The 24,069-nt window shown below is 61.2% G+C and carries 17 protein-coding genes and 1 other RNA gene; 7 read left to right on the forward strand and 11 right to left on the reverse strand.

All coding sequences use genetic code 11. From position 1 onward, the window contains the following. Positions 1 to 16 precede the first annotated feature (16 nt). Positions 17 to 748, forward strand: coding sequence for a fumarate/nitrate reduction transcriptional regulator Fnr (gene fnr / locus AC07W4_RS14630; RefSeq protein ID WP_008050207.1), 732 nt, complete (start codon positions 17 to 19; stop codon positions 746 to 748). Positions 749 to 828: 80 nt separating this feature from the next. Next, positions 829 to 1,377, forward strand: coding sequence for an adenine phosphoribosyltransferase (locus tag AC07W4_RS14635; RefSeq protein ID WP_495032898.1), 549 nt, complete (start codon positions 829 to 831; stop codon positions 1,375 to 1,377). 133 nt (positions 1,378 to 1,510) lie between these two features. Here the strand turns inward: AC07W4_RS14635 and AC07W4_RS14640 are convergent, their stop codons facing one another. The 5 genes from AC07W4_RS14640 to dnaX form a co-directional block, all read right to left on the reverse strand. Beyond that, positions 1,511 to 2,659 carry an acyl-CoA dehydrogenase family protein gene (locus AC07W4_RS14640; protein ID WP_495032899.1) on the reverse strand — a complete coding sequence of 383 codons (1,149 nt, stop codon included), beginning with the start codon at positions 2,657 to 2,659 and terminating at the stop codon, positions 1,511 to 1,513. Positions 2,660 to 2,858: 199 nt separating this feature from the next. After that, positions 2,859 to 3,461, reverse strand: coding sequence for a recombination mediator RecR (recR, locus tag AC07W4_RS14645; RefSeq protein ID WP_008050204.1), 603 nt, complete (start codon positions 3,459 to 3,461; stop codon positions 2,859 to 2,861). Positions 3,462 to 3,540: 79 nt separating this feature from the next. Further along, on the reverse strand, positions 3,541 to 4,572 hold the full coding sequence (gene curA / locus AC07W4_RS14650; protein ID WP_495032900.1) for an NADPH-dependent curcumin/dihydrocurcumin reductase: 1,032 nt from the start codon (positions 4,570 to 4,572) through the stop codon (positions 3,541 to 3,543). Positions 4,573 to 4,844: 272 nt separating this feature from the next. Beyond that, on the reverse strand, positions 4,845 to 5,183 hold the full coding sequence (locus AC07W4_RS14655) for a YbaB/EbfC family nucleoid-associated protein (protein ID WP_495032901.1): 339 nt from the start codon (positions 5,181 to 5,183) through the stop codon (positions 4,845 to 4,847). Between the two features lie 67 nt (positions 5,184 to 5,250). Beyond that, complete coding sequence (dnaX, locus tag AC07W4_RS14660; RefSeq protein WP_495032902.1) at positions 5,251 to 7,287, reverse strand: DNA polymerase III subunit gamma/tau; 2,037 nt, start codon at positions 7,285 to 7,287, stop codon at positions 5,251 to 5,253. 123 nt (positions 7,288 to 7,410) lie between these two features. Between dnaX and AC07W4_RS14665 the strand changes: the two genes are divergently transcribed. Next, positions 7,411 to 8,208 (forward strand): substrate-binding periplasmic protein, encoded by a 798-nt coding sequence (locus AC07W4_RS14665; RefSeq protein WP_495032903.1) that lies wholly within the window; start codon positions 7,411 to 7,413, stop codon positions 8,206 to 8,208. A gap of 60 nt (positions 8,209 to 8,268) precedes the next feature. On the opposite strand, the gene ffs is transcribed toward AC07W4_RS14665, so the two are convergent. The 6 genes from ffs to AC07W4_RS14695 all read right to left on the reverse strand — a co-directional run bounded on the left by ffs (position 8,269) and on the right by AC07W4_RS14695 (position 17,566). Beyond that, an RNA gene (gene ffs, locus AC07W4_RS14670) (signal recognition particle sRNA small type) lies at positions 8,269 to 8,365 on the reverse strand. A 111-nt stretch (positions 8,366 to 8,476) separates the two neighbouring features. Further along, on the reverse strand, positions 8,477 to 9,643 hold the full coding sequence (locus AC07W4_RS14675) for a zinc-binding metallopeptidase family protein (RefSeq protein ID WP_495032904.1): 1,167 nt from the start codon (positions 9,641 to 9,643) through the stop codon (positions 8,477 to 8,479). A gap of 173 nt (positions 9,644 to 9,816) precedes the next feature. Beyond that, positions 9,817 to 12,174, reverse strand: a complete 2,358-nt coding sequence (gene ligA / locus AC07W4_RS14680) for an NAD-dependent DNA ligase LigA (RefSeq protein ID WP_495032905.1) — start codon at positions 12,172 to 12,174, stop codon at positions 9,817 to 9,819. Between the two features lie 129 nt (positions 12,175 to 12,303). After that, positions 12,304 to 13,158, reverse strand: a complete 855-nt coding sequence (gene zipA / locus AC07W4_RS14685) for a cell division protein ZipA (protein ID WP_495032906.1) — start codon at positions 13,156 to 13,158, stop codon at positions 12,304 to 12,306. 257 nt (positions 13,159 to 13,415) lie between these two features. Then, complete coding sequence (gene smc / locus AC07W4_RS14690; RefSeq protein ID WP_495032907.1) at positions 13,416 to 16,904, reverse strand: chromosome segregation protein SMC; 3,489 nt, start codon at positions 16,902 to 16,904, stop codon at positions 13,416 to 13,418. A gap of 2 nt (positions 16,905 to 16,906) precedes the next feature. Then, positions 16,907 to 17,566 carry a GntR family transcriptional regulator gene (locus tag AC07W4_RS14695; protein ID WP_495032908.1) on the reverse strand — a complete coding sequence of 220 codons (660 nt, stop codon included), beginning with the start codon at positions 17,564 to 17,566 and terminating at the stop codon, positions 16,907 to 16,909. Positions 17,567 to 17,843: 277 nt separating this feature from the next. Between AC07W4_RS14695 and xdhA the strand changes: the two genes are divergently transcribed. The 4 genes from xdhA to guaD all read left to right on the forward strand — a co-directional run bounded on the left by xdhA (position 17,844) and on the right by guaD (position 24,021). Further along, complete coding sequence (xdhA, locus tag AC07W4_RS14700; RefSeq protein WP_495032909.1) at positions 17,844 to 19,313, forward strand: xanthine dehydrogenase small subunit; 1,470 nt, start codon at positions 17,844 to 17,846, stop codon at positions 19,311 to 19,313. Continuing rightward, entirely contained in the window at positions 19,306 to 21,705 is a 2,400-nt protein-coding gene (xdhB, locus tag AC07W4_RS14705) for a xanthine dehydrogenase molybdopterin binding subunit (protein ID WP_495032910.1), read from the forward strand. The genes xdhA and xdhB overlap by 8 nt, the downstream gene beginning before the upstream one ends. A gap of 146 nt (positions 21,706 to 21,851) precedes the next feature. Further along, positions 21,852 to 22,709, forward strand: coding sequence for a xanthine dehydrogenase accessory protein XdhC (gene xdhC, locus AC07W4_RS14710; protein ID WP_008050190.1), 858 nt, complete (start codon positions 21,852 to 21,854; stop codon positions 22,707 to 22,709). Positions 22,710 to 22,716: 7 nt separating this feature from the next. Continuing rightward, entirely contained in the window at positions 22,717 to 24,021 is a 1,305-nt protein-coding gene (gene guaD / locus AC07W4_RS14715) for a guanine deaminase (protein WP_495032911.1), read from the forward strand. Positions 24,022 to 24,069 lie beyond the last annotated feature (48 nt).

The following is a 24,069-nucleotide window of genomic DNA, read 5'->3' on the forward strand; positions in this document are numbered from 1 at the left end:
CACAAGGATTGAAGAAATGTCCGAGCCAGTAAAACAGCGCGCTCATAATCAAGCCCATTGCAAGGATTGCAGCCTGGCCCCTCTTTGCCTGCCACTTTCGCTGAATCTGGAAGACATGGATGCGCTGGACGAAATCGTCAAACGCGGCCGGCCGCTGAAAAAGGGCGAGTTTCTGTTTCGCCAGGGCGATACCTTCGATTCTGTCTACGCCGTCCGTTCCGGCGCCCTCAAGACCTTCAGCCTGAGCGACTCCGGTGAAGAACAGCTCACCGGCTTCCACCTGCCCAGCGAACTGGTCGGCCTGTCGGGCATGGACACTGAAAAGCACCCGGTATCGGCACAAGCCCTGGAAACCACCTCGGTATGTGAAATCCCTTTCGAACGCCTCGACGAACTGGCCCTGCAATTGCCGCAGTTGCGCCGCCAGTTGATGCGGGTGATGAGTCGCGAAATCCGTGACGACCAGCAGATGATGTTGCTGTTGTCGAAAAAGACCGCCGACGAACGCATCGCCACCTTCCTGGTCAACCTGTCGGCACGTTTCCGCGCCCGGGGTTTTTCCGCCAATCAGTTTCGCCTGAGCATGTCGCGCAACGAAATCGGCAACTACCTGGGCCTGGCGGTGGAAACCGTGTCCCGGGTCTTTACCCGCTTCCAGCAAAACGAGCTGATTGCGGCAGAAGGCAAGGAAATCCGGATTATCGACCCGATCCAGCTGTGCGCCCTGGCCGGTGGCTCACTGGACTGAAACAAAACGTTGCGGCTGAGCGAAAGGGTTCAGCCGCCGTTATACTGCCTCGTTTGCAGCCCTGCCAGGACACCACGACGATGGTCTTCGACTCCTTCGACATCAAATCCCTCATCCGCCCTGTCATCGACTTCCCGAAGCCGGGCGTGATCTTTCGCGACATCACCCCGCTGTTCCAGTCGCCCACGGCCCTGCGCCTGGTGATGGACAGCTTCGCCCACCGTTACGTCGAGGCTGACTTCACCCACATCGGCGCGATGGACGCCCGTGGCTTCCTGATCGGTTCGGTACTGGCCTATCAGTTGAACAAACCGCTGGTGCTGTTCCGCAAGCAAGGCAAACTGCCGGCTGAAGTGTTGGCCGAGGGCTATGCGACCGAATACGGCGAAGCCTTCCTGGAAGTGCACGCCGACAGCCTGTGCGAAGGGGACTCGGTGGTGATGTTCGATGACCTGATCGCGACCGGCGGCACCCTGATTGCCGCCGCCAATCTGATCCGCCGCATGGGCGCGCGGGTGCATGAAGCGGCGGCGATCATCGACCTGCCGGAGCTGGGTGGCTCGCAGCGTCTGGAAGACATGGGCATTCCTACGTTTTGCCTGACGCAGTTTGCGCTGACTGATAAGTAATCTGGCGCCTGTACTGACGCCTTCGCGAGCAAGCCCGCTCCCACAGGAATCTGCGGCGTTCACAAATTCTGTGCATGACAAAGAACACTGTGGGAGAGCTTGCTCGCGATGGCGTCAGCCGCCACACCGCCGATTACAGCCCCATCTGCTTGCTGATGATCTCATTCATCACTTCTCGCGTCCCACCGCCAATCGACAGGATCCGGTTGTCGCGGTACAGGCGCTCGACCAGACTCTCGCGCATATAACCCAGCCCACCCAAAATCTGCACCGCATCATTGACGATCCGGTCCGCGGTATCCGTCGCAAAATTCTTGGCCATGGAAATTTCCTTGATCACGCCCTGCCCCGCCGCCATTTTCGCGGCCTGGCGGTATGTGAACTCCCGGGACACTTCCAGCGCGGTCGCCATCTCGGCCAGGCGATGCTTGATCACCTGAAACTTGCCGATCGGTTTGCCAAAGGCTTCGCGCTGGCGCGCCCATTTCAGGCTCTCCTCCAGCGCCAGTTGTGCGGTCATGTTGGCCATCAACGCCAGGGCCAGGCGCTCGCTCTGGAAATTACCCATGATGCAGGCAAAACCCATGTTCTCGGTGCCGATCAGGTTTCCTGCAGGCACTCGGCAATCATCGAAGAACAGTTCAGCGGTGTCTGACGCCCACCAGCCCATTTTCTTCAGCTGCCGTCCTACGGTGAAACCTGGCGTGCCCTTCTCGATCAGCAACAGGCTGATGCCACCGAAACCCGGCTCGCCCGTTCGCACTGCAACAGTGTAGAAATCCGCACGCACGCCGCTGGTGATAAAGGTCTTGCTGCCACTGACCCGGTAGAAATCACCTTCGCGCACGGCACGGGTTTGCAGGTTGGCGACGTCGGAGCCGCCCCCAGGCTCGGTGATGGCCAGGGCGCTGATCTTCTCTCCAGACAGCACCTGGGGCAGCACACGATCCCGAACTTCGGGTCGGGCCCACTTGAGAATGGGCGGCAAGCCGATATCCAGCGAGCCCAGGCCCGCGACCAGCCCGCCTGAGCCGCAGCGCATCAACTCTTCACTGGCGGCAACCTTGGCGAACAGATCCCCTTCGTGGCTGCCTCCGTAAGTTTGCGGATAACCGATGCCGAGAATCCCCGCCGCGCCGGCCTTGAGGTAGAGCTCGCGAGGAAAGCTTTCGGCTTCTTCCCACTGCTCGATATCAGGAAGTATCTCGCGTTCGACGAAACGTCTGACGCTGTCGCGGACCAATTGGTGGCTGGGGTCGAAGTATTCCTGAAAGGCAGACATCGGCGAGCTCCACTGAAGGGGTCAGTGAAGTTAACCGAGCGCTTGCTTGGTTTTCAACAGGATTGTGTGAACTCGAAAGATCGAGGCGCGCCTTTCGCGAGCAAGCCCGCTCCCACATTAGACCGTGTAAGTCTTTGCAACTCGGTCAAGTGTGGGAGCGGGCTTGCTCGCGAAGGCGTCAGAAAAGACACCGCACAACTCAGAGCGAAATCGGCTTACGCCCGGCAAACGAATGCGCCAGCGTCCCACCATCCACCAGTTCCAGCTCGCCACCCAGCGGCACGCCATGGGCGATGCGCGAGGCGATCAGGCCTTTGCTGCTGAGCAATTGGGCGATGTAGTGCGCCGTGGCTTCACCTTCCACGGTCGGGTTGGTGGCCAGAATGACTTCGGCGAACGTGCCGGCCTCCTCGATCCGCGCCATCAATTGCGGAATGCCGATGGCTTCCGGACCCAAGCCGTCGAGCGGCGACAGATGCCCCTTGAGCACGAAATAGCGTCCGCGAAAACCGGTCTGCTCCACCGCATAGACGTCCATCGGGCCTTCCACCACGCAAAGCAAGGTGTCGTCGCGACGGGTATCGGCGCATTGCGGGCACAGATCATCTTCCGTCAGCGTACGGCACAAGCGGCAGTGACCGACCCCTTCCATGGCCTGGCTCAGGGCCAGCGCCAGACGCGAGCCGCCGCTGCGGTCGCGTTCGAGCAACTGCAACGCCATGCGCTGGGCGGTTTTCTGACCCACGCCTGGCAAAATTCGCAGGGCGTCGATCAGTTGGCGAATCAAAGGGCTGAAGCTCATGGTGGAAAAGTCCGACAAAACAACGAGACGCGGTTTATACCCGCGCCTCGGTTGAGCGTCAAATTGCAGCGTGAATTACTCAGTCCCGGGAAACCCGAACCACCAGTTTGCCGAAGTTGCGCCCTTCCAACATGCCGATGAACGCATCGGGCGCCTGTTCCAGGCCATCGACCACGTCTTCGCGGAACTTCACCTTGCCATCACGTACCCAGGGCGCCATGGCACTGAGGAATTCCGGCTGGCGATCACCATAGTCATCGAACACGATGAAGCCCTGGATGCGCACCCGCTTGGTCAACAAGGTGCGCTGCAACAGTGGCAGGCGATCCGGGCCGCTCGGCGCCTCATGGGCGTTATAGGACGCGATCAAGCCACACAGTGGAATCCGCGCCTTGGGATTGAGCAACGGCACCACGGCGTCGAATACCTTGCCACCGACATTTTCATAATAAATGTCGATGCCTTTGGGACAGGCTTGCGCCAGTTCCTCAGCAAAATCCGGGCTCCTGTGATCGATGCAGGCGTCGAAGCCCAACTCGTCGACCACATAGCGGCACTTTTTCGCTCCACCCGCCACACCAACCACCCGCAGGCCCTTGATCTTCGCCACCTGGCCAACCACCGAACCCACCGCGCCGGACGCCGCTGCAACCACCAGGGTCTCGCCGGCCTTGGGCTGGCCGATGTCCATCAGGCCCATGTAGGCGGTCATGCCCGGCATACCCAGTACCCCGAGGGCCATCGAAGGGCTTGGCAGCGCGGGAATCGGAATGATGCTGCGACCGTCATTGATGCTGTGGCTTTGCCAGCCGGTGGCACCGACCACCAGGTCACCTTCCTGAAACTTAGGATTGAGCGACCGCTCGACCCGGCTGACAGCGCCCCCGGTCATGACTTCGCCGATTTCCACCGGCGCGGCGTAGGAAGGTGCGTCACTCATGCGTCCGCGCATGTAGGGATCCAGCGACAGGAAAACGGTCTTGAGCAGCACCTGACCGTCGGCCAGATCCGGCAGCGCCACGCGCTCCATGCGGAAGTTTTCCGGCGTTGGCGCACCCACCGGGCGAGAAGCCAGGACAATGCGTTGATTGAGGGGAATGGGGTCGGACATGGCAGCGTCTCCTGTGATCGATGAGGTTCAGTGATATAGGGAGCAGACCTTTGTGGCGGTATGGCGTTCGATGTGTTTTCAGTTGCACCGGGGTGAATTCTTCGCGAGCAAGCCCGCTCCCACAGGGGATTCTCGCCGTACACAAATCCCCTGTGGGAGCGGGCTTGCTCGCGAAGGCGCCGTCACGGACGACACATACCCAAAAGACAGAAACAAAAATGCCAGGCGCTATGCCTGGCATTTTTGTAACTCATCTGCCGCCTGAAGGCGAATCAGAATGGCAGTTTCATGCCCGGCGGCAGTTGCATGCCGGCAGTCATGCTGCCCATTTTGTCCTGGCTGTTGGCTTCGATCTTGCGCACGGCATCGTTGACCGCGGATGCGATGACCGCTTCCAGCATTTCCTTGTCGTCTTCGCTCATGCCTTCGACCAGGCTCGGGTCGATGGTCACGCTCTTGACGTCATGACGACCGGTCATCACCACGATGACCATATCGCCACCGGCCTTACCGGTGACTTCGGCGTTGGCCAGTTCTTCCTGCATCTTGGCCATTTTTTCCTGCATCTGCTGCGCCTGCTTCATCAGGCCGGCCATGCCACCTTTCATCATGGTAATCACCTCAAAAGTACTTGGATTAAAACAGCGCCCGGCCCATGCGGCCGGGCGCCTTCAGTTATTAGCCCTGAGCGACCAGGGCGTCGACAGGTTCAATAGTATCGTTACGGACCACCGCACCGAACTGCTGCATCATTTGCTGGATGAACGGATCACCGTGGATCGACTCCTCCGCCTCGCGCTGACGGTTGGCGCGGCGGCGTGAAGCCGCTTGTGCCGGGGTTTCCTGCTCGGGCTTGATCAGCTCGATGCTCAGGGTCAGCGTGCGCTGGTGATACTGGTTCAGCGCATCGTTGAGGCGACGCTGTTGAGTGGCGTTGAACAAGGCGCTGTGGGCCGGGTCCAGGTGCATCAGCCAATTGTCGCCATCCACCGCGATCAGCGTGCAGTTGGCGGCGATGCTGCCGGTCATGCCGGAGATCGGCAATTTCGGGAACAGCTCCAGCCATTGCAGGGCCAATCCGGTGGCCGGCATTGCCGCGGGCTCCGGCTCGGGCTCCGGAGCCGGGTCGGCGGCGTGCTCGCTGGCCAGCTCGTCGAGGTAACTGTAGGCCGAATCCATGTCCGGCTCGATGTAATCCTCGTCCAGCGGCGGCTCGTCATCCAGATCCATGCCCGGCGTCGCGGCATCGACGGCTGCCACCGAGGGTTCCGGGATGGGCGCGGCGGCCCACTCCGGGGCGTCCGGCACCACACTGTCCGGCGTCGGCTGTTCACTGGCGGTTTCCAGCACCGGCTGCGTCGCCGGTTGCTGGACGGGTGCCCGCTCGACCGGGTCATTCCACGGCAGGTCGACCACCTCTTCGACCACCGCCGCTTCAACCACAGGCGCAGGTTCCGGCACAACGACCGGCGCAACCGGTTCCGGCGCAGGCGCTGGAGCCGCTACCGGTGCAACGGCCGCAGCGACTACCGGCACAACAACCGGCGCGGCAGCCACTGAGTTTGCGGAATCAACTGTGGCCTGGCTGATCCCCACTGGCTTTAGCGGTTGCCTCGGGGCATCCGCGGTGTCTGCGGGCCGGAACGCCAGCATCCGCAGCAACACCATTTCAAAACCGCCCCGGGGATCCGGCGCCAGCGGCAGATCGCGGCGGCCGATCAGACCCATCTGGTAGTAGAACTGCACGTCTTCGGCCGGCAACGCCTGGGCCAGTGCCAGCACGCGATCACGGTCGCCGTGACCGTTATCGACACCTTCCGGCAAGGCCTGGGCGATGGCGACGCGGTGCAGCACATTGAGAATTTCCGAGAGCACGCCGTTCCAGTCCGGGCCTTGTTCGGCCAAGTGGCGGACGGCTTCGAGCAACGCCTTGGCATCGCCTTCGATCAGCGCATGCAGGACGTCGTAGACCTGCCCGTGATCGAGGGTCCCGAGCATCGCCCGCACATCGGCGGCCATGACCTTGCCCTCACCGAAGGCAATTGCCTGGTCGGTCAGGCTCATGGCATCACGCATCGACCCGTCGGCGGCGCGGCCCAGCAGCCACAGCGCATCGTCCTCGAACGGCACGTTCTCGACACCCAGTACGTGGGTCAAATGCTCGACGACGCGTTCCGGCGTCATGTTCTTCAGGGAGAACTGCAGGCACCGCGACAGAATCGTTGCAGGAAGTTTCTGCGGGTCGGTGGTCGCCAGGATGAACTTGACGTAGGGTGGCGGCTCTTCAAGGGTTTTGAGCAGTGCGTTAAAGGAATGGCTGGAGAGCATGTGCACTTCGTCGATCAGGTAGACCTTGAAGCGCCCACGACTCGGGGCGTACTGCACGTTGTCGAGCAATTCGCGGGTATCTTCGACCTTGGTGCGGCTCGCAGCGTCGATCTCGATCAGGTCGACAAAGCGCCCTTCATCGATTTCACGACACACCGAACACTCGCCACAGGGGGTCGAAGTGATACCTGTCTCACAGTTCAGGCATTTGGCAATGATCCGCGCTATGGTGGTCTTGCCGACCCCACGGGTACCGGTAAAGAGGTAGGCGTGGTGCAGCCGCTGGCTGTCCAAGGCATTGATCAGAGCCTTGAGCACATGGGTCTGGCCGACCATTTCGCGGAACGAGCGCGGACGCCATTTACGTGCAAGAACCTGATAACTCATCGAAAACCGTCGCAGCGAAGGAAGCAGAGGCGGCTAATGCTAGCGGAGCAAGGGACAAATTGCATCCGGTGCGCTCGTGTATTGTGGCTAAGCTGCACATCGGGGGCTATTAATGGAGTGTTTATGCGGCTGGCCTTGGGGGCATTGCTGTTGATCAGCATGGACGGCGTGGCTGCGCAAGCACCGCTGCGCTTCGTGATACCCGACAGCTGGAGCATGCCCATGGTGCAGCTTGAACGGGGCAAACCGACCCAGGGCATCCTGCACGACGTAATGCTCAGCCTCGCGACCCAGGTCGGTGTACCGGCCGAATTCCATGTATTACCCCGCAGGCGCATACAAAGCGCCATGGATCAAGGCGAGGTCGATGTCCGCTGTTATGTCACGCAATCGTGGCTGCCCGATCAGCCTGATGATTATCTCTGGAGCATCCCGCTCTTCACTCAACCGGACGTGTTGATCACCCAGCATGCGCCGCCCGGCGCGGTCAAACCCGCCGACTTGCCGCAACAGTCCATTGGCACCGTGCTGGGCTACAACTACCCGACCCTGCAGCCGCTGTTCGACACCGGCCAACTACAGCGCGACGACGCACGCAATCAGGAACAAGTGCTGGAAAAGCTCCTGGCCGGTCGCAATCGCTATGCCGTCAGCAATCAATGGAGCCTGGACTGGTTCAATCACCGCCTGTTGCCGGAGCAGCAACTGCAAGGCGTGGCCGTGCTGCAGGAAAACCAGATCGGTTGCTACGTTCGCAACGACCCACAGGTCCCGGTGCAAAAGATCCTGCGCACCCTGGCGCGGATGAAGATGTCCGGGGAGATCGATGAGATTGTAAGGCTGTATATCGGTGGCGAGCCTGCGGCTGTGGATAAACCGCAAACGACGAAAAACCGCCCCGGACAAGATCCTGGCAGCTAGCGAAAGTCTGTTTTCAGAAAGATAACGCGAGAGAACACTCGCGTGGCGTTAAGGTGGTAACCCCACCAGCCACACCCCGGCACACAATGTTCCCGCTGTGGCTGCTTCCTTCCGGATCTGACCAGGTTCACGGGTAATCGTTGCGGGGGGACCGATGGGGTCACCATAACGACACTCACCTGTCGGCGAGCCGCGCCATTGTACCTATCTGAAGCGAAGTTACAACCGTTGGTTTCGGAATAAAAACATGAGGGGCTTCAAGCACTTGCTATTGCGCCTCAAGCACCTCGTCCGCCCTGCCGCCCTCCTGCTGAATCACCAGGTGAATAAAGTGCAGCCTGGCAATGACCGCCGGCGGCAGGACGAACGGATAGAAATCCGGCTGCCCCATGCTGCGTGACAACTCGTTGAGCATGCCCGCCAGCTCGATCCACGCATTGACGAACGACAGGAACGCCGCGCCGCCGGGATGCTGCGGATCGTAGAGGGTATCCAACGGAAATGGCTGATAGTCGAAGTCCATCTCCCGAGCGCTCATGCCAAAACCCAGCGCGGTGTCCACGGCGTCCATCATGTGCAGGTAATGCGCCCAGGTTTCGGCCCAGTCTTCCCAAGGGTGCATGGTGGCGTAGGCACTGACGTAGTGTTGCTGCCAGTCGAGCGGTGCGCCCTGCTGGTAATGCCGTTCGAGGGCTTCGGCATAGCTGGCGCGTTCATCGCCGAACAATCCGCGAAAAGGCTCAAGCCAATGGCTATGGGCGACCAATCGATCCCAGTAGTAATGCCCCACTTCGTGACGAAAATGCCCGAGCAAGGTGCGGTAGGGTTCGTGCATTTGCACCCGTACCTGCTCGCGGTACGCGTCGTCGGCTTCCTTGATATCGAGGGTGACCAGGCCATTGGCGTGTCCGGTGGTGGGCGGTTTGCCTTCGAGGCTGACGCCGATGAAATCGAAGGCAAGGCCCGTGTCTTCATCGACGGTCTTGGGAATCACCTGCAACCCCAGGCTAAGCAGTTGCGCGACCAGACGCCGCTTGGCGGTTTCCACCTTGCGCCAGCGCTCGTGGTTGTCGGCTATCGACAGATCAGGAATGGTGCGATTGAGGCTGCAGGCAATGCACAAGAAGTCATGGTCATTGGCAGGCAACAACCAATTACAGGCCGCCGGGGAGTCGAGGTTGGCGCAGCGTCGAAACAGGCCAGCCCCGGGATCAGCATCCAGCAGCCAGGTGCCCGCCTGCACACCCGGTTGCAGCGCAGACAAGCGACTCTGCTCCGGCTGATAACCCAACGCCGCCGAACACGCCAGGCACTGGCTGTTGCGAAAGAACAGCGACTGCCCGCAACGACAACACCAGACTTTGCTGTTGCGCGAGCTTTCGCCCACGAACGGTGCGGTAATGCGCGAACTGAGCCGTTCGAAGAAACGGTACATGGCGATCTCTCCCGGGGGCTTGCAGAGACTAGATCATTACCGTGACGTGATCGTTCCCGCTTTCTGCCGGGGTGCTGAAATCGCCTTCGCGAGCAAGCCCGCCCCCACATTCGATCGGACTCTTGCAGGATGAACCCGGTTAAAGGTGGGAGCGGGCTTGCTCGCGAATGGCTTCACACCGAAATATCGTGCTCGCGCAGAAACTCCACAAACGCCTCTTCATCCAGCACCTTCAAGCCCAGCTCATTGGCCTTGGTCAATTTCGAACCGGCACCGGGCCCTGCGACCACGCAATGGGTCTTGGCCGACACCGAACCGGCGACCTTGGCCCCCAGGCTTTCGAGTTTGTCCTTGGCCACATCGCGGCTCATCAACTCCAGCGAGCCGGTCAGTACCCAGGTCTGCCCGGCCAGCGGCAAGCCTTCGACGACCTTTTTCTCGCTCTGCCAGTGCATGCCGAAATCGGCCAGTTGCTTCTCCGCCGCTTCGGCCAATTGGCGATTGTCCTCGACCGCAAAGAACTCGCGCACCGAATTGGCCTGTTTCTCCGGCAGCGCCTGGCGCATATCCAGCCAGTCAGCACCGATCACCGCCTGCAGCGAGCCGAACTTGTCCGCCAGTTTCTGCGCCCCGCCCGGTCCGACCAAGGGGATATGCAGCTTGTCGAGAAAACCACCCAGGGTGGTGCTCGCCGAAAACTCGGCACCCAACTCGCCCTGATCCTGAATCTGCAGGCCATGTCTGAGCAAATCAGCGATCACCTGCTGGTTATGCGCGTCTTCAAAGAAGCTGTGGATCTCGTGCGCTACTTCCAGGCCAACATCCGGCAAGTACGTCAGCACCTGCGGCAAGGCCTGCTGCACCCGCTCCAGCGAACCCAGGGAGCGGGCCAAAACCTTGGCCGTCTCCTCGCCGACATCGGGAATCCCCAGGGCGTAGATGAACCGCGCCAGGCCCGGCTTCTTGCTGTCTTCGATGGCGCCGAGCAGGTTCTTGCTCGACAGTTCGGCAAAGCCTTCCAGATCGACGATCTGCTCGAACGTGAGGGCGTACAGATCGGCCGGCGAGCTCACCAGGCCTTCGTCGACCAGTTGCTCGACGCTCTTTTCACCCAGGCCTTCGATGTCCATGGCGCGACGGGATACGAAGTGAATGATGGCCTGCTTGAGTTGCGCGCCACAGGCCAGACGACCGACGCAGCGATACACCGCACCTTCGCTGACCGTCTCGCGACCCTTGCTGCGCTTGATCAGCTGTGTGCGTTCGACATGGGAACCGCACACCGGGCACTGCTCCGGAATCTGCACCGGCCGGGCGTTTTCCGGACGGCGCTCCATGACCACTTGCACCACCTGCGGAATCACGTCACCGGCGCGGCGGATGATCACCGTGTCGCCGATCATCAGGCCCAGGCGCGCGACTTCGTCCATGTTGTGCAGCGTGGCATTGGCCACCGTGACGCCCGCGACCTTGACCGGCTTCAGGCGCGCCACCGGCGTCACCGCCCCGGTGCGGCCGACCTGGAACTCCACATCGAGCAGCTCGGTAAGCTCTTCCATCGCCGGGAATTTGTGGGCGATGGCCCAACGCGGTTCACGGGCGCGAAAGCCCAGTTCGCGCTGGGAGGCAATGCTGTTGACCTTGAACACCACACCGTCGATTTCATACGGCAGCGTGCTGCGACGCTCACCGATGTCGCGGTAGTAATCCAGGCACTCGGCGATGCCGTGCGCCAGTTTCAGCTCATGACTGATCGGCATGCCCCAGGCCTGGAGCTGCTGCAAATTGCCGATGTGCGTATCGGCAATGTCCGCCGACACCTGGCCGATGCCGTAGCAGCAGAACTCCAGCGGGCGATTGGCGGTGATCTTCGAATCCAGCTGCCGCAGGCTTCCCGCCGCTGCGTTGCGCGGGTTGGCGAAGGTCTTGCCGCCGACTTCCAGTTGCGTGGCGTTGAGCCGCTCGAAACCGGCCTTGGACATGAACACTTCGCCGCGCACTTCCAGGGTCGCCGGCCAGCCGGTACCGTGCAGCTTGAGCGGGATGTTGCGCACGGTGCGCACGTTGACGCTGATGTCTTCGCCGGTGGTGCCGTCGCCACGGGTCGCGCCACGCACCAGAATGCCGTCCTGATACAGCAGGCTGACGGCCAGGCCATCGAGCTTGGGCTCGCAGCTGTACTCGACGGTTGCCCCGCCACCGAACAGATCGCCCGCAGGCAGGTCCAGGCCTTCGGTCACCCGGCGGTCGAACTCACGCATGTCGGTTTCTTCGAAGGCGTTGCCGAGGCTGAGCATCGGCACTTCGTGACGCACCTGGGTAAACGCCGACAGCGCCGCGCTGCCCACTCGCTGGGTTGGCGAGTCGCTGGTGATCAGTTCGGGATTGGCCGCTTCCAGCGCCTTGAGCTCGTTGAACAAACGGTCGTACTCGGCGTCCGGAATACTCGGCTCGTCGAGCACGTGATAGCGATAGTTGTGCTGATCCAGCTCAGCGCGCAGCTCTAAAATACGGTTCTTGGCGGCGGTCATGGGTGTTCTCTCGTAAAGCAAAAGAGCAGCCGAGGCTGCTCCTATTTCATCTCATTAAGATCAAGAGATCGCAGCCTCGTTTCACTCGACAGCTCCTACAGAGTGAAGCAAGGCTGCGATCTTTTGCCTTTATCGTTTCTGGGTCAGGGCGCGGCGCTCGAACTCGACGATGCGCTGACGGTAGTGCTCGATCGTCTGGGCGGTCAGTACGCTGCGCTGGTCGTCCTTCAGTTCGCCGTTGAGCTCCTGGGACAATTTACGTGCCGCAGCCACCATCACGTCGAAGGCTTGCTTCGGATGGCGAGGGCCTGGCAGCCCCAGGAAGAAGCTCACCGCCGGGGTGCTGAAGTGGTCGATGTCGTCCAGGTCGAATACGCCAGGCTTGACGGCGTTGGCCATGGAGAACAGCACTTCACCATTGCCGGCCATGCTTTCGTGGCGATGGAAAATGTCCATCTCGCCGAAACGCAAACCGCTCTCCAGAATGTTCTGCAACAGCGCCGGGCCCTTGAAGCCGGCAGCGTCGCGGCAGATCACGCTGATCACCAGCACTTCTTCCGCTTGCGGCTGATCCTTGTCGTTGACCGCTGGCGCGGACTTGGTGTCATGCGGGAAATCGTCGTCGCGACTGCTGAAGCTCGGGCCGCCGTCCAGATCCAGGCTGAGGTTCATGTCGCCCTGGGAAGGCTCACTGTGGCCACGCTTGCCGCGCTTGGAGCCCGACTCGCGAGGCTCGCGGGCCGGCATGCTCACCGATGGCAGGTCCTGCTCGTCCAGTTGCGGCTCTTTATGTGCGTCCAACACGCGCGGCGGGCCCAGCAGCTCGGCGCTGCTGTCCTCGTCCGGCAGGTTGGACAGACTTCGATCAAGACGGAACTTCAGTTTTCCCTTGCCGCCGCGCATACGGCGCCAGCCATCGAAAAGAATACCGGCAATGACAATTATGCCGATGACGATCAGCCACTCGCGCAGACCGATTTCCATGTAATCCCGTGCCTCTATAAAAAATGCTGAAAAATAAGGGGTTTACAACCTGCAAACCGCTTTAAAACGTGGCGCCAACTCTATGTTCTGACAGGCGTTTTGCCCACGTATACGAAAAATTGACATTAAACTAGCACGACCAAAGGCAACTTTACACCGTCTACCACGTTGGCTAGCGCGAATATGTCGATTGGCCAGCAAGTCGAAGGCAGGAAAAGAGTCCTACAAACCGTAAACACTCTTCCTACAACCACGACTCAGGCATCCACCATCGCCATCGCCTCCTCGACATCCACCGCCACCAGGCGTGAACAACCGGGTTCGTGCATCGTCACCCCCATCAGTTGTTCGGCCATTTCCATGGCGATCTTGTTGTGGGTGATATAGATGAACTGCACTGTCTGTGACATCTCTTTTACCAATCGCGCGTAGCGTCCAACGTTAGCGTCATCCAGTGGCGCGTCAACCTCATCGAGCATGCAGAACGGCGCCGGGTTCAATTTGAAGATCGCAAAAACCAGGGCCAATGCGGTCAGGGCTTTTTCGCCGCCGGAGAGCAAATGGATGGTGCTGTTCTTCTTTCCTGGCGGCTGCGCCATGATTGTTACCCCTGTATCGAGTAAATCTTCGCCCGTCAGTTCCAAATATGCGCGGCCACCACCGAAAACTTTTGGGAAAAGCGCCTGTAAACCGCCATTGATCTGATCAAAGGTATCCTTGAAACGGTTGCGGGTTTCCTTGTCGATCTTGCGAATCACGTTCTCAAGGGTTTCAAGGGCTTCCACCAGATCGTCGTTCTGGGCATCCAGATAGCGTTTACGTTCCGATTGTTGCTGGTACTCATCGATGGCCGCCAGGTTGATCGCGCCCAGGCGCTGGATCCTGGCGGCGATGCGCTCGAGTTCTTCCTCGGCATCCTTCTCGCTGGCCTCGGCCGTCAAGGTCGCGAGTACGCCATGGAGATCGTAGCCGTCTTCGAGCAACTGGTCCTGCAAGGTCTTGCGGCGCACGGTCAGGGCTTGCCATTCCATGCGCTGGGTTTCGAGCTGGCCGCGAATCAACTGCGATTGCTGTTCGGCCTGACTGCGGCGCTTCTCGGCGTCGCGCAGTTCGCGGTCGGCGTCTTCGAGGGCGATCTGTGCGGTCTTGAGTTCTTCGTCGACGGTCATGCGCTTGTCGAGCAACTCCTCGAGCTTCAGGCGCAGCTCTTCCAGCGGTGCTTCGCCCTCCTCCAGATTGAGGCTCAGTTGCTCGCGCTTTTCGGTCAGGCGTTCGGACTGCATCTCCAGTCGTTCCAGCGCCTGGCGCGTCGAATCATGTTGCGCCTTGAGCGAGCCCAGACGCACCGCCAGCTGGTGGGCGTGATCCTTGTGCTGCCGCGCTTCCTGACGCACCCGGTCCAGACGCTCACGCAGGCTGTCGCGCTGGGCCAACAGCAACTCACGCTGCTCGGTGTCCAGCGCCATGCTGTCGAGGGCTTCCTGCAATTGCAGGCGCGCTTCACCGATGTGCTCGTGCTCCAGTGCACGCTGCTCGTCCAACTCAACGATTTCTTCGTCGAGACGGGTACGGCGCAGGGTCAATTGCTCGGCCTTGGCCTTGCCGGCGGACAATTGAGCCTTCAATTCACCTTGCTGACGCGCTTCGTCCTGCAGCAAGCGGCGCAAGTGTTCGCGGCCGTTCTCCTGCTGACGCTGCTGCGCCCTGAGATTCTGCAGTCGTGTTTCCAGGGTTTCGACGGCGGCTTCGCGCTCTTCGCGCTCCAGGCCCAGTTGCTGGATCTCCTGACCGCGAGCGAGCACGCCGCTTTCCGCTTCACTGGCCCGACGCACCCGCAGGAAATGCCGGCCGACCCAATAACCGTCACGGCTGATCAGGCTCTGCCCGGTAGCCATTTGGCCCCGCAAGGCCAAGGCCTGTTCGAGGCTGTCGACCGGTTTGACCTGCCCCAGCCATGGCGACAGATCGATCTGCGCCTCGACCTTGTCCAGCAGGCTGCCCGGCACCCGTACGCCATCGCTGGACGGGCTGAGCAAGCGCAAGTCGCCCTGGGCAAAGCCCGACAGATCGAAGTCGTTGAAGTCGTCCACCAGCACCGCTTGCAGGTCGGCGCCGAGCACGGTTTCCACCGCCAGCTCCCAACCGGCTTCAACCTTCAGGCCTTCGGCCAGGCGCGGGCGATTCGCAAGATTTTGTTCGCGCAGCCACTCGGCGGTACCGGTGCCCGGATCGAGCGCGGCTTGCTGCAAGGCTTCGAGTGAAGCCAGCCGACCGTTGAGGCGCTGCAAATCGCCCTGGGCCTGCTGCTGCGCGGTCAGCGCTTGCTGCAATTCCTGACGCAACTGCTCGAGCTTTTCGACCTGGGCTTCTTCGCTGGTCTGCAAATCCTCAAGGGTCGCTTCGGATTCGGCGAGCTGCTCGCCAAGCTCCATGATCGCCGCGTCTTCCGGGTCCGCCGAGAGCAAGGCGCGTTCTTCGCCAAGACGCTTCTGCCGGTCGGCCAGGCGCTCCAGGCTGGTTTCCAGTTGCTGGATCCGCGATTGCTGCACTTCGGCCTGACGGCGCGGCTCGGCGGCGGTGAGATTGAACGTATCCCACTGCTCTTGCCAGCCGTGCATGGTGGTTTCGGACTCTTCCAGCGCGGCAGCGGCTTCTTCGGCGGCGGCGCTGGTGACTTCCTGTTCCGGGGTGAGCATGTCCAGCTCTTCGCCGAGGGTCAGCAGCAGCGTGCGGTCGTGGCCCAGGTGCGATTCGGTTTCCAGGCGTGCGCGTTCGGCCTCTTTCAGGTCATCCTGCAACTGGCGCAAACGCTGTTGACCGTGCTGGATGCTCTGCTCGACCCGGGCGATGTCGCCGCCGACCGAGTAGAAGCGCCCCTGCACCAGGTTGAAGCGCTCCGAGAGGTCGTGGTGCCCGTCACGCAGGCGCTCGATGCTTGCGTCTGCATTGCGCTGTTCGGCCACCAGGGCTTCGAAAGACACTTCCTGGTTGCCGATGATCGCTTCACGCTGGCCGACCTGATCGTTCAACGCCTGCCAGCGCAGAGCCGACAGCTGGGCCTTGAGCTGGCGCTCCTCGCCCTTGAATTCCTGATACTTCTTGGCGGCCTCGGCCTGGCGGTGCAGGCGTTCCAGCTGACGCTCGAGCTCTTCGCGCAGGTCGGTCAGGCGCTCAAGGTTTTCGTGGGTGCGGCGGATGCGATTTTCCGTCTCGCGCCGGCGCTCCTTGTACTTGGAGATGCCCGCGGCTTCTTCGATGAAGTTACGCAGGTCTTCTGGCTTGGACTCGATCAGCTTGGAGATCATCCCCTGCTCGATGATCGAGTAGCTGCGCGGGCCAAGGCCGGTGCCAAGGAAGATGTCGGTGATGTCGCGGCGCCGGCACTTGGTGCCGTTGAGATAGTAGGTGGTCTGGCTGTCGCGGGTCACTTTGCGGCGAATGGAAATTTCCGCGTAGGCGGCGTACTCGCCGAGCAGTGTGCCGTCGGAGTTATCGAACACCAGTTCGATGCTGGCCTGGCTCACCGGCTTGCGGCTGGTCGAGCCATTGAAGATGACGTCGGTCATCGACTCGCCGCGCAGGTTCTTCGCCGAGCTCTCGCCCATCACCCAGCGCACGGCGTCGATGATGTTCGACTTGCCGCAGCCATTGGGCCCGACCACCGCCGCCATGTTACTGGGGAAGTTCACCGTGGTCGGATCGACGAAGGACTTGAACCCCGCCAGTTTGATGCACTTGAGCCGCAAGATCAGGCGTCCGTCAAGGCGGAGATCACCAGATCGCAACTGCGCTGGGCGTAAGCCGTCAGCACCACGCGAATCTGCGCAAAGTCACGGGCCAGCACGGCAGCGAGCAAGCGTTCGAACAGCTCGAGGAATTCACTCATCGACGCTTTGCGCTGGTCCAGCGCAAGGAAATACGCACGGCTCATGGCCGGCTGCAAATTCTCGACTGTCTCCTGCAAGTACGGGTTGTCGGCGAACGGGTACGCAGCACGCATCACATTGAAGCTGTCGTCGACGAAAGTGCGGATGTCCTGACGTTCGTAGCTGGCAGTCAGACGTTGCTGGATCTGCACGAACGGCGCCATGTCGGCCTGGGTTTTCCAGCCGCTGGCCACCGAGTTACCGAGCAGAATATAGAGTTCGCTCATCAGCGTGCACAGGCTCTGCACCTTGTGCGGCGTGAGCTCGGTGACGTGGGCGCCCCGTCGCGGCAGGATCGCGATCAGGTGCCGACGCTCGAGGATCAGCAAGGCCTCGCGGACCGAACCGCGGCTGACATTGAGGGCCAGCGTGACCTTCTGTTCCTGGATGCGCTCCCCGGGCTTCATTTCGCCGCGAATGATGCGTTCGGCGAGGTGGTGAGCGATTTGCTCGGCGAGGCTGTCCGGCGCCTTGAACGTCATGGTTGTCCTTCAAACTCTTTGATCTGTACAAGCGGCGCAGTGTAGCGCAATTGCTGCGTCAGGGCGGAGTGCCCGCCCGGAGGTTTTTGGCACGATTCAAGCTAATTGAAGCAAAAAGGCAGGCTATCGAACCAACGACAATAATTAAGGAACAGGTGGTTAATCGACAAAACGCATTTTCCTGACCTTTAAGTCAGAAAATCATTGACCGAAAAGTCAGACCTGCTAAATTCGGTTCCTATCGGTTAACAACAATAATGAGTCTGCGAGGCCTTCCGTGATCCAGTTTTTACTAAACCAGGAACTCCGTAGCGAGCACGCCCTGGACCCGAACCTGACCGTGCTCAATTATCTGCGCGACCATGTAGGCAAACCCGGCACCAAAGAAGGCTGCGCCAGCGGTGACTGCGGCGCCTGCACCGTGGTGGTCGGCGAATTGCAGACCGATGATGACGGCCGCGAACACATTCGTTATCGCAGCCTCAACTCGTGCCTGACCTTCGTGTCGTCCCTGCACGGCAAACAACTGATCAGCGTCGAAGACCTCAAGCACAAGGGTGAACTGCACAGCGTGCAGAAAGCCATGGTCGAGTGCCACGGCTCGCAATGCGGCTTCTGCACCCCAGGCTTCGTGATGTCGCTGTTTGCCCTGCAAAAGAACAGCGAAGCACCGGATCACGCCAAGGCCCACGAAGCACTAGCCGGCAACCTCTGCCGTTGCACCGGCTACCGGCCGATCCTGGAAGCCGCCGAGCAGTCCTGCTGCGCCAGGCAACCGGATCAGTTCGACGCCCGCGAAGCCGACACCATCGCCCGCCTCAAAGCCATCGCCCCAACCGATATCGGCGAACTCAACAGCGGCGACAAACGCTGCCTGGTGCCGTTGACCGTGGCCGACCTGGCCGACCTCTACGACGCTTATCCACAGGCCCGCCTGTTGGCCGGCGGTACTGACCTGGCACTGGAAGTCACGCAGTTCCACCGCACCCTGCCGGTGATGATCTACGTTGGCAACGTCGCCGAGATGAAGCGCATCGAACGTTTTGACGATCGCCTGGAAATCGGTGCCGCCACCTCCCTTTCCGATTGCTACGAGGCCTTGAACGCCGAGTACCCGGACTTCGGTGAATTGCTGCACCGCTTTGCCTCCTTGCAGATCCGCAACCAGGGCACCCTGGGCGGCAACATCGGCAACGCCTCGCCGATTGGTGACTCGCCGCCCCTGCTGATCGCCCTCGGCGCGCAGATCGTGCTGTGCAAAGGCGAAACCCGTCGCACCATGGCCCTGGAAGATTACTTCATCGATTACCGCGTGACTGCGCGCCAGGAAAGCGAGTTCATCGAGAAGATCATCGTGCCCCGCGCCAGCGTCGAAAAACTGTTCCGCGCCTACAAGGTTTCCAAGCGCCTGGACGACGACATCTCGGCAGTCTGCGCCGCCTTCAACATTCGCCTGGAAAACGGTGTTGTGGCTGAAGCCCGCGTCGCCTTCGGCGGCATGGCCGCCATCCCGAAACGCGCCGCTGCATGCGAGGCCGCACTGCTCGGCTCCCGTTTTGACTCTTCATCCCAAGGGCATGCCACCGTTGAACGCGCCTGCGCTGCCCTGGCCGAAGACTTCACGCCGCTCTCCGACTTCCGCGCCAGCAAGGAATATCGCCTGCTCAGCGCGCAGAACCTGCTGCGCAAATACTTCATCGAACTGCAAACACCGCACATCGAGACCCGGGTGACCGCTTATGTCTAATCATCACGCCGTAGAGAAGACCCAAGCCGAATTGGCTGAACTGTTCGCCAAGGACCTGACCACCGGTGTCGGCCGCAGCGTCAAGCACGACAGCGCCGCCAAGCATGTGGCCGGTGAAGCGCAATACATCGACGACCGCCTGGAGTTTCCGAACCAGTTGCACGTTTATGCACGCATGTCGGACCGTGCCCACGCGCGGATCATCAGCATCGACACCTCGCCCTGCTATGCCTTCGAAGGCGTGCGCATCGCCATCACCCACGAAGACGTGCCGGGCCTCAAAGACATCGGTCCGTTGCTGCCGGGCGATCCGCTGCTGGCCATCGATACCGTGCAATTCGTCGGTCAACCGGTGGTCGCCGTGGCGGCGAAAGACCTGGAAACCGCGCGCAAGGCGGCGATGGCCGCGATCATCGAATACGAAGATCTGGAACCCGTGCTGGACGTGGTCGAAGCCCTGCGCAAGCGCCACTTCGTACTCGACAGCCACACTCACAAACGCGGCGATTCGGCCACGGCGCTGGCCACTGCCGAGCACCGCATCCAGGGCACCCTGCACATCGGCGGCCAGGAACACTTCTACCTGGAAACCCAGATCTCTTCGGTGATGCCGACCGAAGACGGCGGCATGATCGTCTACTGCTCCACGCAGAACCCCACCGAAGTGCAGAAGCTGGTGGCCGAAGTGCTGGACGTGTCGATGAACAAGATCGTCGTCGACATGCGTCGCATGGGCGGCGGTTTTGGCGGCAAGGAAACCCAGGCAGCCAGCCCGGCGTGCCTGTGCGCGGTGATCGCGCACCTCACCGGCCAGCCGACCAAGATGCGCCTGCCACGGGTCGAAGACATGCTGATGACCGGCAAGCGTCACCCGTTCTATGTCGAGTACGACGTGGGCTTCGACAGCACCGGCCGCCTGCACGGCATCAACCTGGAACTGGCCGGCAACTGCGGTTGCTCCCCTGACCTGTCGGCGTCGATCGTCGACCGCGCGATGTTCCACTCGGACAACTCGTACTACCTGGGCGATGCGACCATCAACGGTCACCGTTGCAAGACCAACACCGCATCGAACACCGCCTACCGTGGTTTCGGCGGCCCGCAAGGCATGGTCGCCATCGAAGAAGTGATGGACGCCATCTCTCGCCATCTGGCCCTGGATCCATTGGCCGTGCGCAAGGCCAACTACTACGGCAAGACCGAACGCAACGTCACCCACTACTACCAGACCGTCGAGCACAACATGCTCGAAGAGATGACCGCCGAACTGGAAGAAAGCAGCCAGTACGCCGAGCGTCGCGAAGCGATCCGTCGCTACAACGCCAACAGCCCGATCCTGAAAAAAGGTCTGGCGCTGACCCCGGTGAAATTCGGTATTTCCTTCACCGCCAGCTTCCTCAACCAGGCAGGCGCCCTGGTGCACGTCTACACCGACGGCAGCATCCACCTCAACCACGGCGGCACCGAAATGGGCCAGGGCCTGAACACCAAGGTCGCGCAGGTCGTGGCCGAAGTGTTCCAGGTGGAAATGGACCGCGTACAGATCACCGCGACCAACACCGACAAAGTACCGAACACCTCGCCGACCGCTGCGTCCAGCGGTGCCGACCTGAACGGCAAGGCTGCGCAGAACGCCGCAGAAACCATCAAGAAGCGCCTGGTGGAATTCGCCGCGCGCCAGTACAAGGTCAGCGAAGAAGACGTGGAGTTCCACAACGGCCACGTGCGGGTCCGCGATCACATCCTGACTTTCGAAGCGTTGATCCAGCAGGCGTATTTCGCCCAGGTCTCGCTGTCGAGCACCGGCTTCTACAAGACCCCGAAAATCTACTACGACCGCAGCCAGGCGCGCGGCCGTCCGTTCTACTACTTCGCCTTTGGCGCGGCGTGCTGCGAAGTGCTGGTCGACACCCTGACCGGCGAATACAAGATGCTGCGCACCGACATCCTCCACGACGTCGGCGCCTCGTTGAACCCGGCCATCGACATCGGTCAGGTCGAGGGCGGTTTCATCCAGGGCATGGGTTGGCTGACCATGGAAGAGCTGGTGTGGAACAACAAGGGCAAGCTGATGACCAACGGCCCGGCCAGCTACAAGATCCCGGCCGTGGCGGACATGCCGCTGGACCTGCGGGTCAAGCTGGTGGAGAACCGCAAGAACCCGGAAGACACGGTGTTCCATTCCAAGGCCGTGGGCGAGCCGCCGTTCATGCTCGGCATTGCCTCGTGGTGTGCGATCAAGGACGCCGTGGCGAGCCTTGGTGACTACAAGCATCAACCGAAAATCGACGCACCGGCGACCCCGGAGCGAGTGTTGTGGGGCTGTGAGCAGATGCGTCAGCTGAAGGCGGCGAAAGCTGTCGGGGCTGAGACCGAGTTGGCTTCGCTCTAAGACCGAGGTGCGGCCTTCGCGAGCAAGCCCGCTCCCACAATGGATCTCCAGTGGGCACAAATTTTGTGAATGACAGAGATCAAAATGTGGGAGCGGGCTTGCTCGCGAAGAGGCCGGTACAGACAACAGAGATGTTGAGGTGAAACATGTACAACTGGATCGACGCCCTCGCCGACCTGCAAAACCGCGGTGAGCCCTGCGTGCTGATCACCATCATCGAAGAGCTCGGCTCGACGCCGCGCAACGCTGGCTCGAAGATGGTCATCAGCGCAAACCAGAGCTTCGACACCATCGGTGGCGGGCACCTGGAATACAAGGCCATGAAGATCGCCCGCGAGATGCTAGCCAGCGGCAAGCAGGACACCCATCTGGAGCGCTTCAGCCTCGGCGCCAGCCTCGGCCAGTGCTGCGGTGGCGCCACGGTGTTGCTGTTCGAACCGATGGGCCAGGTTCAAGCGCAGATCGCCGTGTTCGGTGCCGGCCACGTCGGCCGTGCCCTGGTGCCGCTGCTGGCCAGCCTGCCCTGCCGGGTGCGCTGGATCGACTCGCGCGAAGATGAATTCCCCGAGCAGATCCCCCATGGCGTGCGCAAGATCGTCAGCGAAGAACCGGTGGATGAAATCGATGATCTGCCGGCCGGCAGCTATTGCATCGTGATGACCCACAACCATCAACTCGACCTCGAACTGACCGCTGCGATCCTCAAGCGCAACGACTTTGCCTACTTCGGCCTGATCGGTTCGAAGACCAAACGGGTGAAGTTCGAACATCGCCTGCGCGACCGTGGTTTCGACAACAGCGTCGTGCAACGCATGCGCTGCCCGATGGGCATCGGCGAAGTCAAAGGCAAGCTGCCTGTGGAAATCGCCATCTCCATCGCTGGCGAAATCATCGCCACCTATAACGCGAACTTCGGCCAGCACACCGCCAGCGCCGGATCGATTGCCAAACTGCTGCCCGCGTCACGCCGCAGCCAAACCGCAAACTTGAAAGCCTCGAATTGAGAATCTCATGCCTTTGACTCGCAAAGCTTACCGCGCCGCCATCCTGCACAGCATCGCCGACCCTGCCGTCGTGGGCATCGAAGCCTCCTACGAGTATTTCGAAGACGGCTTGCTGGTTGTGGATAACGGCCAGATCAGCGCCCTGGGCCACGCCAGCGAACTGCTGCCGACCCTGCCGGCTGACGTCGAAATCACTCACTACCAGGATGCATTGATCACCCCCGGCTTCATCGACACCCACATCCACCTGCCGCAAACCGGCATGGTCGGCGCCTATGGCGAGCAACTGCTGGACTGGCTCAACACCTACACCTTCCCATGCGAAAGCCAGTTCGCCGACAAGGCCCACGCCGACCAGGTCGCGGACATTTTCATCAAGGAACTGTTGCGCAACGGCACCACCACTGCGCTGGTATTCGGCAGCGTGCATCCGCAATCGGTGAACTCGTTCTTCGAAGCCGCCGAGCAGCTCGACCTGCGGATGATCGCCGGCAAGGTGATGATGGACCGCAACGCCCCGGACTACCTGACCGACACCGCCGAATCCAGCTACGTCGAAAGCAAGGCACTGATCGAGCGCTGGCACGGCAAGGGTCGCCTGCACTACGCGGTCACCCCACGCTTCGCACCGACCAGCACCCCGGAACAGCTGACCCTGGCCGGCCAGTTGCTGACCGAATACCCGGATCTGTACATGCAGACCCACATCAGCGAAAACCTCAAGGAAATCGAGTGGGTCAAGGAGCTGTTCCCCGAGCGCAAAGGCTACCTGGACGTCTACGATCACTACCAGTTGCTCGGCGAGCGCTCGGTGTTCGCCCATGGTGTGCACCTGTGCGATGACGAGTGCGCGCGCCTGGCAGAAACCGGTTCGGCCATCTCGTTCTGCCCGACCTCGAACTTCTTCCTCGGCAGCGGCCTGTTCAACCTGCCGATGGCCGAGAAGCACAAGCTCAATGTCGGCATCGGCACCGATGTGGGCGGCGGCACCAGTTTCTCGCTACTGCAAACCCTCAACGAAGCCTACAAGGTCATGCAGCTGCAAGGTGCACGCCTGAGCCCGTTCAAGTCGCTGTACCTGGCCACCCTCGGCGGCGCCCGCGCATTACGCCTGGAGGACAAGATCGGCAACCTGCAACCGGGCACCGACGCCGACTTCCTGGTGCTGGACTACAACGCCACGCCGCTGCTGGGCTATCGCTTGAAGCAGGCCAACAACATCGCCGAGACGTTGTTTGTGTTGATGACCCTGGGGGATGACCGGACGGTGCTGCAGACCTATGCGGCGGGGAACCTGGTGCATCAGCGCTAAGGTTTTCCGGGCATAAAAAATCCCCCGCCGCTTTTCAGCCCGGGGGAT

Source organism: Pseudomonas sp. GW821-FHT02A08, from assembly GCF_059422045.1.